Origin of the sequence: Halomonas sp. BC2 (assembly GCF_002078115.1) — a bacterium.
GTDB classification, from domain to species: Bacteria; Pseudomonadota; Gammaproteobacteria; order Pseudomonadales; family Halomonadaceae; genus Vreelandella; species Vreelandella stevensii.
In genome coordinates, this window is record NZ_LFGT01000008.1 from 170602 (window position 1) to 186540 (window position 15939).

At 62.3% G+C, this 15939-nt stretch carries 16 protein-coding genes and 2 pseudogenes; 6 read left to right on the plus strand and 12 right to left on the minus strand.

The window, feature by feature from the left end; all coding sequences use genetic code 11:
• From B7L71_RS06145 to B7L71_RS06155, 3 genes and pseudogenes are all read left to right on the plus strand, one after another.
• A partial coding sequence (locus B7L71_RS06145) for a TIGR04283 family arsenosugar biosynthesis glycosyltransferase (RefSeq protein ID WP_170919443.1) occupies positions 1 to 414 on the plus strand: 414 nt, incomplete at its 5' end.
• Complete coding sequence (locus tag B7L71_RS06150; RefSeq protein WP_016915014.1) at positions 404 to 1030, plus strand: TIGR04282 family arsenosugar biosynthesis glycosyltransferase; 627 nt, start codon at positions 404 to 406, stop codon at positions 1028 to 1030. The genes B7L71_RS06145 and B7L71_RS06150, both read left to right, overlap by 11 nt.
• A gap of 54 nt (positions 1031 to 1084) precedes the next feature.
• A pseudogene (locus tag B7L71_RS06155) lies at positions 1085 to 3224 on the plus strand (FAD-dependent oxidoreductase).
• Positions 3225 to 3257: 33 nt separating this feature from the next.
• Here B7L71_RS06155 and B7L71_RS06160 read toward each other — a convergent pair.
• Positions 3258 to 3638 (minus strand): hypothetical protein, encoded by a 381-nt coding sequence (locus B7L71_RS06160; RefSeq protein WP_016915016.1) that lies wholly within the window; start codon positions 3636 to 3638, stop codon positions 3258 to 3260.
• Between the two features lie 150 nt (positions 3639 to 3788).
• On the opposite strand from B7L71_RS06160, the gene B7L71_RS06165 reads away from it, so the two are divergent.
• Both B7L71_RS06165 and B7L71_RS06170 read left to right on the plus strand, forming a co-directional pair.
• Complete coding sequence (locus B7L71_RS06165; RefSeq protein WP_081136693.1) at positions 3789 to 5180, plus strand: GGDEF domain-containing protein; 1392 nt, start codon at positions 3789 to 3791, stop codon at positions 5178 to 5180.
• 36 nt (positions 5181 to 5216) lie between these two features.
• Positions 5217 to 6377 (plus strand): FAD-dependent oxidoreductase, encoded by a 1161-nt coding sequence (locus tag B7L71_RS06170; protein ID WP_016915018.1) that lies wholly within the window; start codon positions 5217 to 5219, stop codon positions 6375 to 6377.
• 17 nt (positions 6378 to 6394) lie between these two features.
• On the opposite strand, the gene B7L71_RS06175 is transcribed toward B7L71_RS06170, so the two are convergent.
• The 3 genes from B7L71_RS06175 to B7L71_RS06185 are packed head-to-tail and all read right to left on the minus strand — an operon-like array spanning position 6395 to position 7823.
• Positions 6395 to 6823 (minus strand): META domain-containing protein, encoded by a 429-nt coding sequence (locus B7L71_RS06175; protein WP_371317431.1) that lies wholly within the window; start codon positions 6821 to 6823, stop codon positions 6395 to 6397.
• 48 nt (positions 6824 to 6871) lie between these two features.
• The gene (gene gloA, locus B7L71_RS06180; RefSeq protein WP_081136697.1) at positions 6872 to 7312 is read right to left on the minus strand and encodes a lactoylglutathione lyase; all 441 of its coding nucleotides are present in this window, start codon (positions 7310 to 7312) and stop codon (positions 6872 to 6874) included.
• Between the two features lie 55 nt (positions 7313 to 7367).
• A complete protein-coding gene (locus B7L71_RS06185) occupies positions 7368 to 7823 on the minus strand; it encodes a DUF411 domain-containing protein (RefSeq protein WP_170919445.1) in 456 nt (151 codons plus the stop codon).
• 75 nt (positions 7824 to 7898) lie between these two features.
• Here B7L71_RS06185 and B7L71_RS06190 point away from each other — a divergent pair, with 75 nt between their 5' ends.
• The gene (locus tag B7L71_RS06190; RefSeq protein WP_081136701.1) at positions 7899 to 8978 is read left to right on the plus strand and encodes a metal-dependent hydrolase; all 1080 of its coding nucleotides are present in this window, start codon (positions 7899 to 7901) and stop codon (positions 8976 to 8978) included.
• Between the two features lie 30 nt (positions 8979 to 9008).
• Here B7L71_RS06190 and B7L71_RS06195 read toward each other — a convergent pair whose 3' ends face one another.
• The 8 genes and pseudogenes from B7L71_RS06195 to rho form a co-directional block, all read right to left on the minus strand.
• A complete protein-coding gene (locus B7L71_RS06195) occupies positions 9009 to 9737 on the minus strand; it encodes an MliC family protein (protein ID WP_081136703.1) in 729 nt (242 codons plus the stop codon).
• A 14-nt stretch (positions 9738 to 9751) separates the two neighbouring features.
• Positions 9752 to 10264: a DUF3087 family protein gene (locus B7L71_RS06200; RefSeq protein ID WP_016915024.1), complete on the minus strand. Its 513-nt coding sequence runs from the start codon at positions 10262 to 10264 to the stop codon at positions 9752 to 9754.
• A 63-nt stretch (positions 10265 to 10327) separates the two neighbouring features.
• The gene (locus tag B7L71_RS06205; RefSeq protein ID WP_081136705.1) at positions 10328 to 11392 is read right to left on the minus strand and encodes a 3-deoxy-7-phosphoheptulonate synthase; all 1065 of its coding nucleotides are present in this window, start codon (positions 11390 to 11392) and stop codon (positions 10328 to 10330) included.
• 339 nt (positions 11393 to 11731) lie between these two features.
• Positions 11732 to 11884 (minus strand): hypothetical protein, encoded by a 153-nt coding sequence (locus tag B7L71_RS17280; protein ID WP_170919446.1) that lies wholly within the window; start codon positions 11882 to 11884, stop codon positions 11732 to 11734.
• A gap of 143 nt (positions 11885 to 12027) precedes the next feature.
• On the minus strand, positions 12028 to 12156 hold the full coding sequence (locus tag B7L71_RS17860; RefSeq protein ID WP_016915027.1) for a hypothetical protein: 129 nt from the start codon (positions 12154 to 12156) through the stop codon (positions 12028 to 12030).
• A 66-nt stretch (positions 12157 to 12222) separates the two neighbouring features.
• A complete protein-coding gene (locus B7L71_RS06215; protein ID WP_081136709.1) occupies positions 12223 to 13002 on the minus strand; it encodes an FAD-binding oxidoreductase in 780 nt (259 codons plus the stop codon).
• 42 nt (positions 13003 to 13044) lie between these two features.
• Positions 13045 to 14539, minus strand: a pseudogene (gene ubiD, locus B7L71_RS06220) (4-hydroxy-3-polyprenylbenzoate decarboxylase).
• Positions 14540 to 14600: 61 nt separating this feature from the next.
• Complete coding sequence (rho, locus tag B7L71_RS06225; RefSeq protein ID WP_016915030.1) at positions 14601 to 15860, minus strand: transcription termination factor Rho; 1260 nt, start codon at positions 15858 to 15860, stop codon at positions 14601 to 14603.
• Between the last annotated feature and the right edge of the window lie 79 nt (positions 15861 to 15939).

Consider the following 15939-nt stretch of genomic DNA (forward strand, 5'->3'; position numbering starts at 1 on the left):
ACCCGGGCCATCGATGCGCTTTGCCAGGCGCTGCTGCACCGCCACTGGGGGCGCTTTGACATTCGTCTGGCAGGGCAAAGCCGCTGGCTGCCGCTCGTCGCCGCGCTGATGAACCGACGCTCTCGGCTCAGCGGCATCGCCACCGGCGACCAGGGGCTGTTCGTGCGTCGTGAGACGTTTTTTGCGCTGGGCGGCTTTCCCGACCAGCCGCTGATGGAAGATATCGAACTCAGCAAGCGCCTGAAGGCGTACTCACCGCCCGCCTGTCTGCCCCATAAAGTGGTAAGCTCGGGCAGGCGCTGGGACCAGCAGGGCGCCTGGACAACCATCTGCCTGATGTGGCGGCTGCGCTACCGCTACTGGCGTGGCGTCAGTGCCACGCAACTGGCCAAGGAGTACCGTGATGCCCGTTGACTCACTGTCTGCCCACTTGCATCTGTTGGCCAAGGCCCCACTGCCCGGCCATGCCAAGACCCGGCTAATCCCTGCTCTGGGCCCTCAGGGGGCCGCCGATGCTCATGCCACCATGGTGCGCCACTGTGTGGCCACGGCCTGCGAGGCCCTGGGGGCGAGCCAGGTCACGCTCTGGACCTCGCTGGAGCATAATCACCCGCTGTTTCTGGAGCTGCAGGCGCAGCATGGCATTGCCCTGGCGGCCCAGCAGCCTGGCGACGTGGGCATGCGCGTTCGCCGGGCACTGAATCACACGTCAGGCTACCCGGCCATGGTCATGGGCACCGACTGTCCCAGCATCAGCGTGGCCATGCTGCGACGCTGCCGAGCAGCCCTGGCCACCTTTGATGTGGTCATTTTGCCCGCCGAAGATGGCGGCTACGGGCTGATTGGCAGCCACCAGGACTACCCCGAGCTGTTCACGGCGATTCCCTGGGGCTCCGAGCAGGTGCTGAGCGTAACCCGCGAACGCCTTGCCGCGTTGGGCCTGGAGGCCGCCTACCCCGACACCATGTGGGACATCGACCGCCCCGAAGACTGGTTTCGCTGGCAACAACTTCATCAAGCGAGTGTGTAAGGCATTCTCGCGTATCGTCACTGACCATCACCTCTTCCTCTCCCGGAGCCTGCCATGAATCGTCAGCGCCTGCTGCTCATCACCCTGCTGCTGTTGGCCATACTGGGCTTTTACGTCAGTGGCGCCCACACCTTCTTTACCCTAGAGACCTTGCAGGCCTACCGCAGCCAGTTTCAGGCCGCGTTCCAGCAGTCTCCCTGGCAAGTGGCGGGTCTGTTCTTCGCGGTGTATGTGGTGATGACGGCGCTCTCCTTGCCCGGTGCGGCCTTGTTGACGCTACTGGGCGGGGCACTGTTTGGCCTGGGCTGGGGGCTGCTGATCATCTCCTTTGCCAGCACCCTGGGGGCCACCCTGGCGTTCCTGCTCTCGCGCTTCTTGTTTCGTGGGCCGATTGAAAAGCGCTTTCCCCGCCAGTTCGAGACGGTCAACCGGGGCGTGGAGAAGGACGGCGCGTTCTATCTGTTCACGCTGCGCCTGGTGCCGATCTTCCCGTTTTTCATGATCAATCTGGTCATGGGACTCACGCGGATCAAGCTCACCACGTTTTACTGGGTGAGCCAGCTGGGCATGCTGCCGGGCACGGCCGTCTACGTCAACGCGGGCGGCCAGCTGGGTGAGCTGGAGAGCCTGGGGGGGATCGTCTCGCCGGGGCTGCTGGCTTCGTTTGCACTGCTGGCGGTGTTTCCTTGGCTGGCCCGGCGTATTGCCGCCGCCGTGCAAACACGCAAGGTTTACCAGGACTTTACCCGGCCTGCACGCTTCGATTACGACATCGTGGTGATCGGCGGTGGCTCGGCGGGGCTGGTCACCAGCTACATCGCCAGCGCCGTCAACGCCAAGGTAGCCCTCGTTGAAAAGCACAAGATGGGCGGCGACTGCCTGAATACCGGCTGCGTGCCTTCCAAAGCGTTGATACGGGCGGCACGGGCGGCCCACGAGATTCGCACCGCCCATCGGTTTGGCGTCAGCGCCAGTGCCCCCGAGGTGGACTTTGCCAAAGTGATGGGCCATGTCCATCAAGCCATTGCCGACATCGAGCCCCACGACAGCGTCGAGCGCTATACCGGGCTGGGGGGTCACGGTGTATCAGGACCACGCCCAGCTCGTCACGCCCTGGCAAGTTCGCGTGGGGAATACCACGCTCACCGCGCGCCATATCGTGCTGGCCACGGGGGCTCGCCCACGGGTGCCGCCGCTGCCCGGCATCGAGCACGCGCCACTGCTCACCTCGGAAAACCTGTGGTCGCTCACCGAGCTGCCCAAGCGCCTGGTGGTGCTGGGCGGCGGCGCCATTGGCTGCGAACTCAGCCAAAGCTTTGCTCGGCTGGGCAGTCAGGTCACCCTGGTTGAAGGTGCGCCCCAGCTGTTGGGCCGTGAAGATAGCGAGGTAGGCGAGCATGTGGCAGGCACGCTCTCCGGGGAAGGCGTGACGGTGATGACGGGCGCCACTGCGCTGGAAGTCAGCCAGGCAGACGGTGCACACCAGCTCGTCATCGAGCACCAGGGGGAACGCTTGACGCTGGCGTTCGATTATTTGCTGGTCAGCGCGGGGCGTCAGGCCAACGTGGAAGGCCTGGGGCTGGAAACACTGGGCATCAGTACGACCCAGGTCGGCACCCTGGCCCTCAATGAGCGGCTGCAAACCCGGGTGCCCAACATCTGGGCCTGCGGTGATCTGGCAGGCCCCTATCAGCTGACCCATGCGGCGGCGCATCAGGCCTGGCACGCCGCCGTCAACGCCCTGTTTGGCGAGCTGAAAAGCTTCGCCGTGGATTACCGTTTCATGCCCGCCGTGACCTACGTACAGCCGGAGGTGGCGCGGGTGGGGCTGAATGAAAAAGAGGCCACCGCCAAAGGCATTGCCTACGAAGTGACCCGCTACGCCATGCGCGACAGCGACCGCGCCATTGCCGAAGGTGCCACCGACGGCTTCATCAAGGTGCTGACCGTGCCCGGCAAGGACAAGATTCTGGGCGCCACCATCGTGGCGGAAAACGCTGGCGAGTGGCTGGGCGAATTCACCCTGGCCATGAAACACGGGTTGGGGCTGAACAAGCTGCTCGGCACCATTCACCCCTACCCCACCCTGGGCGAAGCGGCCAAGGCCACCGCAGGCGTATGGAAGAACGCGCACAAACCCGAGCGTGTGCTGGCCTGGTTGAACCGCTACTTTCACTGGCGCCGTGGCGAATGACCACCGCGGGCAGGGGCGCTTGGGTGCGATGGATCAGGGGGGTTGTGGGTCGTTTACGAAGTTTTCCATGATGTCGCGCACCAGTTTCCGCTGTGCCTGGGGTAGCTGGCGATACAGGGCCAACAGCCTCAGTTCATCGGCATCGGGGGATACCTGCCAGGCGGCGGCAGGCTCCTTGACACCCACCACCTCAGCCGCGCCGTAACGCAAATAGTGCGGAGAGACGGACAACCACTGGGCCAGAACCAGCAGCTTTTCCTGGCTTGGAAACGAGTCTCCCCGCAACCAGCGCCTGACCGCCTGGAAGGTGATGGGTTTTCCCCAATAGCGCAGATTGAATTCACGCTCCAGAACGGAGGGTCGGGCTTCGTACCCTGCCGCTTGCATGGCGGCTATCAAACGCTCGGCAAACATGCTTTTTTCATTCATGCCGCCAATGTGAAGTGATTCTTCAATAAGAGTTGAATAACGGTTAACCTTCTGATTGAATCATTACTTCAATTCCGAATTAAACTAAACCGTGCACACGCAAGACGGCCGCTAGCGCGCCAGGAGTCTGCCAGGATGAGCCAGACGCCTTATCTTCCCGAACCGAGTTATCTGCACCGGGCGTTATCGACCCTTGGTTCGGCACCCGACCCGGATACGCTGCTGAAGGGGCTGGCCAGCACGCTGTACCATATCAACCGTCAGCAGCCCATCGCCCTGTACCGTCTTCACGACGCCAAAGCCCTGCACCTGACCTACTATCTTTCGCCTGCTGGCCAACAGGCAGCCCCCCATGCGCTGCGGCTCATCACCTCGCTCGCCTCTTTGTCCACGCTCGGGCTGGACTATCGCGACATCCAAGGCGAGTTCGGCATTTGGGGCTATGTGGCTTATCCAACGCCGGATACTCATGAGCAAACCCAGTGGCTGACGCTCTTCATCGACCTTGCCAGCCAGCGCCTGCGTCTTTTGAAGGCCGCCAATGCAACGGAGAGGCGTATACGCCTGAGGCGGCGAAGACGCTCCATTCTCAAAGACATGCAGCACACATGCAGTATCGAGCATCTCGTTCAACGTCACGGACAAAGCTGGTGTCGCATCTTTCAAGCGGTCGGCATAGCGCTCTATTATCAGGAAGAGCTGGCCTGCTTTGGCCAGTGCCCCCCTGAGCGCCAGCTTCTAGCGGCCATCACGTCCCTGGCAGCACCGCTGGACGACACGGAGGCCATCGAGCTTGATGGCGAGTGCGCGGGCGGGATTGCCGTCAGTGTTCATGTTGCTGACGCACAGCCAGCGTGGCTGATGCTGTTTCGTCGTCGTCACGCCGTGCCACTGCTGCCCGAACTGAGCTGCCCGCATACTCCTGTCGGCTACTGGCTCGCATCCGAGATCAACAGCCTTGCCGAGCTGGCCGATGACTTGACCTCGGTCATCACGGCCATCGAAATCGCCAATCTCAACCAGCAGCTCGTCGCCACGAATCAATGGCTGGAAACCCTGGCGCACAAGGACGCCCTTACCCAGTGCTGGAACCGTTACTATACCGAACTGGTGCTCGACAGTATCGACCCGACCCACACCACCATGGCGCTCATTCTGTTCGACATCGACGATTTCAAGCGCATCAATGACACTCATGGGCATGCGGTAGGCGATGATGTGTTGCGCGATCTGGTCGGCGTGGTAGAGAGAGTCTTGCGCCAAGGAGACCACCTTGGCCGCTGGGGCGGCGAAGAGTTCATGATTCTGGCCAGGGAGCTCGACCATGAGGGCACCTTGCAGTTTGCCAACCGCGTACGGCTAGCCGTCGCAAACGTCCGCTTCGCCGTGGCGGCGCCGGTCTCGATCAGTATGGGAGCCACGCTGCTACACGCCCATGAATCGCCTCGGCAATGGCTTGAACGCGCCGACCAGGGCCTCTATCTTGCCAAGCAGGCTGGCAAGAACCGGTGCGTTCTTTGCCCTTGACGCTGCCCTGCAGCCTTCGACACAAGAGTATCCCCGATGCCCCCACCCAAGCGGCTATTGCTGGTCGGCGCAGGCCACGCCCACGCCTTCGTGCTGGAAGCGTTTGCCCAGCGCCCGGACCCGACGATATCGCTCACGGTGGTCAGCGATAGTCCACTGGCCGCCTATTCCGGTGGCGTGCCTGCCTGGCTTGCGGGGGAGTGCACGCTGCGCGACACCCAGCTGGACATCGCCGCGCTCTGCCAGCGGGCGGGGGCTCGTCTCATCACCTCACCGGCCGTGGCCCTGTGCCCCACGAAACGCCAGGTCACTCTGCAGGACGGCCATGTGGTGGCCTTCGACGTGGCCTCGCTCAACGTGGGCGCAACTCTCCAGCCGCCTCAGCACGCCGAAAACGCTGAGCGCACGCAGCCCGCCCTGCTGGCCATGCGGCCACTCGGTTCTCTGCACCATCGCTGGCAGGCGCTGTTGGAGGATATCGACCAGTTGCCTCCCGGCACACGGCAGAACGTGGTGAGCGTGGGGGGCGGTGCGGCGGGCTGTGAAACCCTGATGAGCGTACTGGCACAGCTGCGCCAACGGCGTCCCGACGTGGCATGGAAAGGCGCCATCATCAGCGCGTCCCCCTCGCTGCTGCCTGGCGCTGGCTGGCTACCGCGCAGGCTGGTACTGCGCGCACTTCAACGGGCCGATATTGCCGTACACGCGGGATTACGGGGCAGTGCATTAGTGGCGGGCGGCGTGCATACGCAAGCAGGCCAGCGTATCGACGCCGACATCGTGCTCTGGGCCACCGGCGCCGTGGGCCAGCCTTGGCTCGAGAAAACCGCGCTGCCACGCAACGAACGGGGGTTCATCAGCGTGAACACGACCCTCGAAGTCACAGGCCACTCGGGGATATTTGCGGCGGGAGACTGTGCAGCTTTCGGCCAGCACACGCCGCCACTGCCCAAGGCCGGCGTGTACGCAGTGCGTATGGGGCCCGTGTTGGCCGACAACCTGCGAGCCGCCTGCTACGGCGCCCCGCTGGCCACCTGGGAGCCCCCCAGGCGAGTGCTGGCACTGATTGGCACAGGGGACGGTCGCGCCATTGCCAGTCGAGGCGCCATCGGTTTTTCAGGCCGCTGGGTATGGGAATGGAAAAAGCGGATCGATGCGCGCTTCGTTGCCCGCTTCAATCCGCCTTTCACACATTAAAACCGTTCCTGCCGCTGCTAGCCGTTGGCTTTGCGCCAGCCGCCCAGCACCCGGCTATCCGGGCCGAAGAACACCAGCCGATCATGGTCGATCAGGTAGCGGTAGGCGGTATCCAGCATGTCCGTGACCCGCTTGGCATCTTCCATGTTCGGGCAGGCCATGCGGGTGGATGCCAACTCGCTGAACTCGATGCGCTGACTCTCCCCCAGACTAACGGTGCCGGTAAACTGGTTGCAGCCATCCGAACCACTCACCTTGCCATCGCGCCCAATGCGGAAAAATGGCGTACTGGGCATCGACAAACGCTCATCGGTCCCCACCAGCAGCAGGTTCCAGCGCTGCTCGACGACCGGCCCCGACAGTTCACCACGGGGGGGCGCATCCACTCGCTCCTGCTGCGGTGAGCTACCACAGGCCGCCACCAGTAGCGCCAGACTCAGCCCCATCAACGTATTACGATAGTGTGCTTTCACCTTGCGTGTGCTCCTGCTCATTCACCAGCTGCCGCTGTTTTCCATGGATGCCCAAGGCTCTTGCGGTGCCAGGGCATCGCCTTTTTGCAGCAGTTCGATGGAGATGCCATCCGGCGACTTCACGAACGCCATATAGCCGTCCCGAGGCGGACGATTGATGGTGACGCCATTGTCCTGCAGCTTCTGGCACAGGTCGTAGATGTTCTCGACACGGTAAGCCAGGTGACCGAAATTGCGCCCGCCGGTGTACTCCTCGGGGTCCCAGTTGTAGGTCAGTTCCAGCTCGGGTGCCGTCAGGCGCTCCGAGCGAGCTTCATCGTCCGGCGCGGCCAGGAATATCAGCGTAAAACGCCCTTTCTCGTTCTCTTTACGGCGTACTTCCTTGAGGCCTAGCAGATCGCAGTAGAAGTGCAGCGAAGCATCCAGGTCCTGGACGCGCACCATGGTATGTAGAAATTGCATTGAGTCGTCTCTCTCTGGTCAAGTGCAGCGCCAGTGGGTCAGCGCTAACCCTTTGCTATGGTTGAAGATACTCGCTAAAGATAGCAGGCGGACGCGCATCGTGGGTGAATCCGAGCACCGCGTAGTCGTCTACCCTGCCGGTTTCCATGCCCGGTGAACCATGCGGCATACCGGGTACGGCCAGGCCAGCAATGGCCGGGCGCTCCTCCAGCAGGCGCTGAATGTCAGCCGCTGGCACGTGGCCCTCGATGACATAGCCCTCTACCAGCGCCGTATGACAGGACGCCAGCTCAGGGGTAACGCCATGCTCTATCTTGATGGTGCGCACACCATCATGGCGGTGGTGGTCGACCTCGAAGCCAGCCTCTTCCAGGTGGCTTACCCAGTCGCTGCAACAGCCGCAGTGGGGGTCACTGTGTACCTCGATCACGGGAGCGGCCTGTGCAAACGACAACGATACCGCCAGCCCTGCTATCATCGACAGCGGCATTATTAGACGTTTTTTCGACATTTCATCACCATCACTGAAGATCTGTATAATACTAACACCATCACGCGATAGACGGGACGACCCCGGGAGGCATCAGTGGATTCGATTACACAGGCGGCGTTGGGTGCCGCTGTGGGCGGCGCAATATTGGGGCGCCGCTGGGGCCGCAAGGCCATCGTGGTGGGCGCACTACTCGGCACACTGCCCGACCTGGACGTAGTGCTGGACTACGGCGATGCCGTGGCCAATGTCACCGAGCACCGTGGCTTCAGCCATTCGCTGTTCGTCCTGACGGGGCTGGGTACTCTGCTGGCTCTCCTGACCGCCTACCGCTGGCCCGCCACGCAGCAGCGCCCCGTTCACCTGCGCCACTGGTGGTGGTTCTACGTCCTCTGCCTGACCACCCACCCACTGCTGGACGCCCTGACCACCTACGGCACCCAACTGTTCTGGCCGCTGGACGTGCCCCCGGCTGCGTGGCCGATCGTGTTCATTATCGATCCGCTTTATACACTGCCCCTGCTGCTGGCCTTGATCATTGGCGCCTCGACCCACAAGGTGCAAAAAGCGTGTCGCGTGGGCCTGGCGGTGTCCAGCGCCTACTTGCTGCTGGCCGCCGGCGCCAAGTGGCACGTCGAGCAGCGCCTGGCCCCCGCCCTGGCTGAGGCCAACCTGCAGCAGGCGCCGGTAATCGTGCAGCCCACCCCCTTCAATATTGCCCTATGGCGCGCCACGATCATTGACGACGATCACTACTACGAAAGCTTGATCAGCGTGTTCGACCGCCAGCGCACACCCACGCTGGAGCCCTTGCGGCGTAACGTGGCACTGGAAAGCGCGGCCCTTGGCAACCCCAAAGGGGAGCGCCTGGCCTGGTTCACGGGGCCATTCCTGCGCTACGAGATCCGCCAGATCGATGGCGTCGATACGCTAATCGCCACCGACATTCGTCTCGGGTTCCCCGGCTTTCACCCCTTCAACTTCACCCTGGCCACCCGGGAAGATGAGCGCTGGGTACCGCTGGAGGTCAGCGAGCAGGTCAGCACTCCACGCGGGCTGGAGCTGGAAACCCTGGCGCGCCTGGCGTCACGGGCAGGCGGCGATATTTCGGCACTCTGCGCCACTGACTTCGTCGATCCTCAATGGCGCACCGAGCCGTTTCTTTATCGCTGCTGACCCCGCATGAAGGGAAGTTCAGAGTTGTGGTCATGGCGCAATGCCTTGGCCACACCCCTTGTACTGCTCGCCGCCGATACTGACCGTGACACGGGCAGGGTACGGCTGGCCTTTCATGTCGTCAAAACAGGCCCCTGACTCGATCCTCACCCGGAAAAACGACTCGGCATCGGCGTTTTCGATCACCACACGACCGGCGGCGTTATCCATGACGCTGACCATATAAGATAGCGTGGTCGTTTCACTGCCGTACTGCGTGGTCCAGGTCATGACCGGTGCGTCATGGGCCAGCTCGATACTCCAGCCGGGCTCGTTGCCTCGCGCCAGGAACATGACGCCCGGATGTGCCGCACGGGTGGCCGCAGCGCGTGCCAACCCCTGCTGGCACTGCAACTGACCACGCGGCGTCTCTACCTGGGCCTGCTCGCCACGGTTCCAGAAGCTGATCTCGCCATCCTGATAACGCGCACCACTGGCCACCACGGCCTGCGGCAAACGCCAGGCACCGTGCAGCGACCACAAGCGCAATTCGTCGCCATTCAAGGCGGTGACCAGATCCTGATGAGCCGGCTGGCAATGCCAGGCCTGGAACTGCTCCGCACTGCCGGGAAACAGCGCAGAAGGCAGCAAGGGCGCGGTGCTATGCACCGTGGTGCGGGTGGGGGTATCCGCCGCAGGTGGGGTGCTAGCACAGCCTGCCAGCAGGACCACCGAGGCCATGGCCAACAGCGGACGAAAGGTAATGGGCTTGGCGATCATGAGGCAGGTTCCCGTTATGACGGTTTGAAGGCGCTGAGATCATGCGGATCGAAAGACGTTACCTCTGCGGGCAAGCCAAGCGCTTCGCGCCGGACCTTGACCTGCATTTTTTCGGCCAGCCGCTCGGCATCGTCATCGGTGGTGCGGCCGTTCAGCTCGGCCAGTTGCGACATGCCCTGGTGATAAAAGGTCAGGATATCCAGCGCCAGGCGATTGTCCTCTTCTACCCCACGACGCAGCGGCTGCAGATAGCTACTAATACGCGACAGGTGATGCTTGAGCTGCCAGACGTAGCGCATCTCCACCATCCAGGGCCGCTCACGCAGGGCCGCAAACATGGCGCTGGTCGCCAGCAGGCCCAGCAGCACCCCGAGGGCATTCAGCCAGAAGCTGCTGCCGAAAGTCGCGGTCAGCAGCATGGAGAACAGCAGGCCGAACACCACCAGCTGCCCTGCCATGATGATGCTGATGATGCGCGCCTTGCGCCGATAGGTATCTGGATCGTGGTGCTCAAGGGTAAAGGCCATGGCCAACCTCGTTATCGAAAGGAACCTCTTATGATACGGGGCTGACCAGGCCAGTCAACGCGCTCAGGCCAGCTGTTCGGCGGCGCTCTTCAGCAGCCGCTCGGTGGTCTCCCAACCCACGCAGGCATCGGTGACCGAGACGCCATAGCGCAGTTGGCCCGGGCTCAGCGGCTGCTTGCCTTCGACCAGATGGCTCTCCAGCATCAGCGCGACCAGGCGGGCCTCGCCTGCCTGGCGCTGCGCCAGTACCTCCCGCATGACCTCGCTTTGCCGACGATGATCCTTGCGGGCGTTGGCATGGCTGCAGTCCACCATCAGGCGTGGGTTCTGCCCCGCACGTTGCAGCGTGTCGATGGCCGCCTGCACGTGGTGGGCCTGATAATTGGGCTCGCCGTGCCCGCCGCGCAACACCACATGGGTGTGCGGGTTACCGGCGGTTTCCTGCATGATGGGGCGCCCCTGGCGGTCCATGGCAAACCGCTGATGGGCGTGCGCCGCAGCCTGCATGGCGTCAATGGCCACCTGCACATCGCCACTAGTGGCGTTCTTGAAACCCACCGCGGCGGTCAGGTCACTGGCCAGCTCCCGGTGCAGCTGGGACTCCGTGGTCCGCGCGCCAATCGCCACCCAGCTCAGCAGGTCATCCAGGTAAGGCGCCAGCATGGGCTGCAGCAGCTCGGTCGCCACCGGCAAACCGCGCGAGGCCACCGCATGCATCAACTCCCGCGACAGGGCAATTCCATGAGGCATGTCACCGCTGCCATCCAGGTGCGGGTCGTAGGCCAGTCCCTTCCAGCCCACCGTGGTACGCGGCTTCTCCACGTAGACACGCATGACCGGCAGGATATGCTGGCCAATGTCCTCGCTGAGCGCCGCCAGGCGGTCGGCATACTCCAGTGCAGCGTCCGGGTCGTGAATGGAGCAAGGCCCGACCACCACCAGCAGGCGGTCATCCTGGCCATTCAAAATACGTTGTACCGCACGCTGCTGCTCGGCAATCTGTACGGCCAAGGGAGCATTGATGGCAATGCGCTGGCGCAGCTCAGCGGGCAACGGCAAGGGCGTGGAGGACAAGGAGACGTGGTCGTCTGCCAAGGGCGTGCATTGGGGGGCAATAGGGGCATTCATGGGTCAACTCTCCGAGATCGTGGGACACAGCGCTAAACATCGCAATCCTTCCTTGCCACCCAGGCAAGCACGATCGGAGGTGGCAGCTTGCACCGACCGCGCGTCACTAAATCGCCAGCCATAGCCATAGCCGATATAACGGAAGGCCTGGGGGCTAACGATTGCGCGGTTGCGGTAAGACATGGTGCAGCTCCTGTGTTGCATTGAATGAAAACCCGTGGCCCGTTCAGGCCAGCCTGGCTGACCGCAGCTTAAAACGAAAAAAGCCTCGGTGGGGTAACCCACCGAGGCTTTTTGCATGCGGCAGGTCACCTGTGCGGTGTGCCTGCCGGCCCGACATCAGGCGTCGGCCAGCGGCACACCCTGGCTAAACCAATACGCTGCATAATAAACGGGCTGGAAAGACGCGACGCTCAGCGACGTATTCGCCCACACGCCCACCACCGTTTCCGGTTGGCGCTGACGGCGGTCTGAACACGCGGCATGATGCATGGCGGCTTCCTCATAAAAAGTCATAACGACGATACTGTTTCATCCTGCCTGCCAAAACGCCAAATGGCAACCCGCCATTCGAGGTTCTTCATGCAAGATTTTCCATTCAAGGGGCTGGCCTGTCCGTCAGGCCAGCGGCAGCCTCAGTTACTGAAGGCCTGAATCCAGCCGATGGTGGCGGGCAGCGCACTCATGCTGACCAGCACGACGATGCCCAGCACGATAGGCAACAGTCCGGATTCATCTTTGAAGTCTTCATCATGATGGGCCATATAGCCTCCTCGTCAAGGGTCTACAGGCGGCTCTTGCCGCTCTATTGCTTACGTCGGTAGATCATTCTAGTGAGGGCGTGGAGCGTAGGCAAACACATCCGAGAACATACGCTCACTGCTCGCGCCCAGCCGCTCCAGCACATCGACGCAGGCGTACACCATGCCCGGCGAACCAGAGAGGTAAATATCGCAGCCTTCCGGCGTGCCCAGCGTTTTTTCCAGCGCCTTCACCAACTGGCTCTCCAGCACCAGGTCGACCCGCCCCTGATGGTGGTGAATACGCTCGCCAGCAGCGAGAGGTTCGGTCAGCGGAAACTCAGTCACCGCATGGAACGACAGCTGCTCGGCCTGTTGAGCCCACTGGCATGCCAGATCTTCGGCATAGAGATCGCGGTGCTCGCGGTTCGCCCACCACAGCGATATCGGCCGCTGTGGCTGGTCACGCAGGGCCGCCTCGACGATGGCTTTCATCTGCGCGAACCCGGTTCCTGCGGCGATCAGCAGCAGGGGGCGCTCACTCTGCCCATCCAGCACACAGTCACCGCTGGGCAGGCGTACGGTCAACTGGTTGGCCACCTGTAGCAACTGGCGTAACCGACGGGAGTTCTCGCGCTCGGGCCAGTGCTGGATCTGCAGTTCCAAGGTGCCGTCGCCGCGGTCGGCGCTGGCAATCGAGAAAGGCACCCAGGTATCGTCGTCCAGCTTGAGTTCCAGGTACTGGCCGGGGGCGTGCTGCATTGCCTCTGCGCGTCCGGCAATCACCACCCTGAAGACATCGGGATTGAGATCTTCAACGGCGGTCACCTGGCAGGTCAGCGTTTTACACGTTGACGTATTAACGCTCATGAAAGCCTCTTTTTTGGCAAATCGTTCAGTCCCACGGCAGCACTAGCCGTGTCGCGGTGCGGGCAGGGGAATCTCGATACCAAGCTCTTCCCAACGCTGGTCGACGCGGGTCTTGATGGCATCGTCCATCACGATGGGCGTTCCCCACTCTCGGTCGGTTTCCCCGGGCCACTTGTTGGTGGCGTCCAGGCCCATCTTGGAGCCCAGCCCGGAAACCGGCGAGGCAAAGTCCAGGTAGTCGATGGGGGTGTTCTCGACCATCACCGTGTCCCGGGCCGGGTCCATGCGGGTGGTGATTGCCCACATGACGTCTTCCCAGTTACGGGCATCGACATCGTCGTCCAGCACGATCACGAACTTGGTGTACATGAACTGACGCAAAAAAGCTCCACACCCCCATCATCACCCGCTTGGCATGGCCCGGATACTGCTTCTTCATGGTGACCACCGCCATGCGGTAGGAGCAGCCTTCCGGCGGCAGGTAGAAATCGACGATTTCGGGGAACTGCTTGCACAGGATCGGCACGAACACCTCGTTGAGCGCCACGCCTAGAATGGCGGGCTCATCGGGCGGACGCCCCGTGTACGTAGAGTGGTAGATCGCGTCGCGGCGCATGGTCATGCGCGTCACGGTAAACACCGGGAACCGGTCTACTTCGTTGTAGTAGCCGGTGTGGTCGCCAAAGGGGCCTTCCGGGGCCATGTCGTCGGGGTAGATGAACCCTTCCAGCATGATTTCGGCGGAGGCAGGCACGTCCAGTTCGGCATGGCCGCACTTGACCAGCTCGGTGCGCGACCCGCGCAGCAGCCCGGCAAACGCATACTCCGAGAGCGAATCGGGCACTGGAGTGACCGCCCCCAGAATCGTGGCGGGGTCTGCCCCCAGGGCCACGGCCACGGGGAAGGGCTCGCCAGGATGGGCCTTCTGGAATTCCAGAAAGTCCAGCGCGCCCCCACGATGGGACAGCCAACGCATGATCAGCCGGTTCTTGCCGATCTTTTGCTGGCGGTAGATCCCCAGGTTCTGACGTTTCTTGTGCGGCCCTTTGGTGATCACCAGCGGCCAGGTCACCAGCGGCGCTGCATCACCCGGCCAGCAGTGCTGAATGGGCAGGCGGTCCAGGTCTACGTCGTCACCTTCGTAGACCACTTCCTGGACCGGGGCGCGTTTGACGTTCTTCGGCCCCATGCTGAGCACCTGTTTGAAGATCGGCAGCTTCTCCCAGGCATCCTTCAGCCCTTTGGGCGGGTCAGGCTCCTTCAGAAACGCCAGCAGTTTGCCGACTTCCCGCAGGGCTTCTACCGACTCCTGCCCCATGCCCAGCGCAACGCGCTTGGGCGTACCAAACAGGTTGCCCAACAGGGGCATGTCGTGACCTTTGACATTTTCGAACAGCAGTGCCGGGCCACCGGCACGCAGCGTACGGTCACAGATTTCGGTAATTTCAAGGTAGGGGTCAACTTCGGCGGTAATGCGCTTGAGCTCACCTTGAGCTTCCAGCGCTGCTATGAAATCGCGCAAGTCGTTGTACTTCAAGGTCCTCTCCTCAACCCGGATATCAGTCGCCGCGTAGCAGGTGGCGCCACCATGCAGCGCCTTAACGGCGCTTCATTGCCTCGAAGAATTCCAGATTCGTCTTGGTATCTTTAAGACGGTCAATCAGGAACTCGGTCGCGGCCGTATCTTCCATCGGGTTGAGCAGCTTGCGCAGAATCCACATGCGCTGCATTTCGTCTTCCGACGCCAGCAGGTCTTCGCGACGCGTGCCGCTGCGACGAATGTTGATGGCCGGGAAGACGCGCTTTTCGGCCAGTTTGCGGTCCAGATGGGCTTCCATGTTGCCGGTACCCTTGAACTCTTCGAAGATGACCTCGTCCATCTTGGAGCCGGTGTCGACCAGCGCCGTGGCGATGATCGTCAGGCTGCCGCCCTCTTCGATGTTACGCGCCGCACCAAAGAACCGCTTGGGCTTCTCCAGCGCGTGGGCATCGACACCACCGGTCAGTACCTTGCCAGAGCTGGGCACCACGGTGTTGTAGGCCCGCGCCAGACGGGTGATGGAGTCGAGCAGAATCACCACGTCTTTCTTGTGCTCGACCAAGCGCTTGGCCTTCTCGATGACCATTTCGGCGACCTGAACGTGACGCGCCGGCGGCTCATCGAACGTCGAGGCCACGACTTCGCCACGCACGGTGCGCGACATCTCGGTGACTTCCTCCGGGCGCTCATCGATCAGCAGTACGATCAGATGACACTCGGGGTTGTTACGCGTGATGGACGTGGCGATGTTCTGCAGCATCAGTGTCTTACCCGCCTTGGGGGGCGACACCAGCAAACCACGCTGCCCTTTGCCGATGGGCGCGGTCAGGTCGATGATACGTGCGGTGAGGTCTTCGGTGGAGCCGTTGCCGATCTCCATGCGCAGACGCTCGGTGGGAAACAGCGGCGTCAGGTTCTCGAAGAGAATCTTGTGCTTGGCGTTTTCCGGGCGGTCAAAGTTGATCTGACTCACCTTCAGCAGGGCAAAGTAACGCTCACCCTCTTTCGGCGGACGGATCTTGCCAGAAATGGAGTCGCCCTTGCGCAGATTGAAACGACGAATCTGTGAAGGCGAGACGTAGATGTCGTCCGGCCCGGCGAGGTACGAGCTATCCGCGCTGCGCAGGAAGCCAAAGCCGTCCTGAAGAATTTCCAGCACACCGTCGCCATAGATATCCTCGCCACTTTTGGCGTGTTTCTTGAGGATGGCGAAAATGATGTCCTGCTTGCGCGAACGGGCGAGGTTGTCGATACCCATTTCGCGGGCGATATCGAGCAGCTCGGGAACGGTTTTTTGCTTGAGTTCAGTGAGATTCATCGGTGTGTTAGAAAATTGCTCATGAAAGCTGGGCGACGAGCGCCGGGAATAAGACAGGAGGCGAGGCCCAGGTCATTAG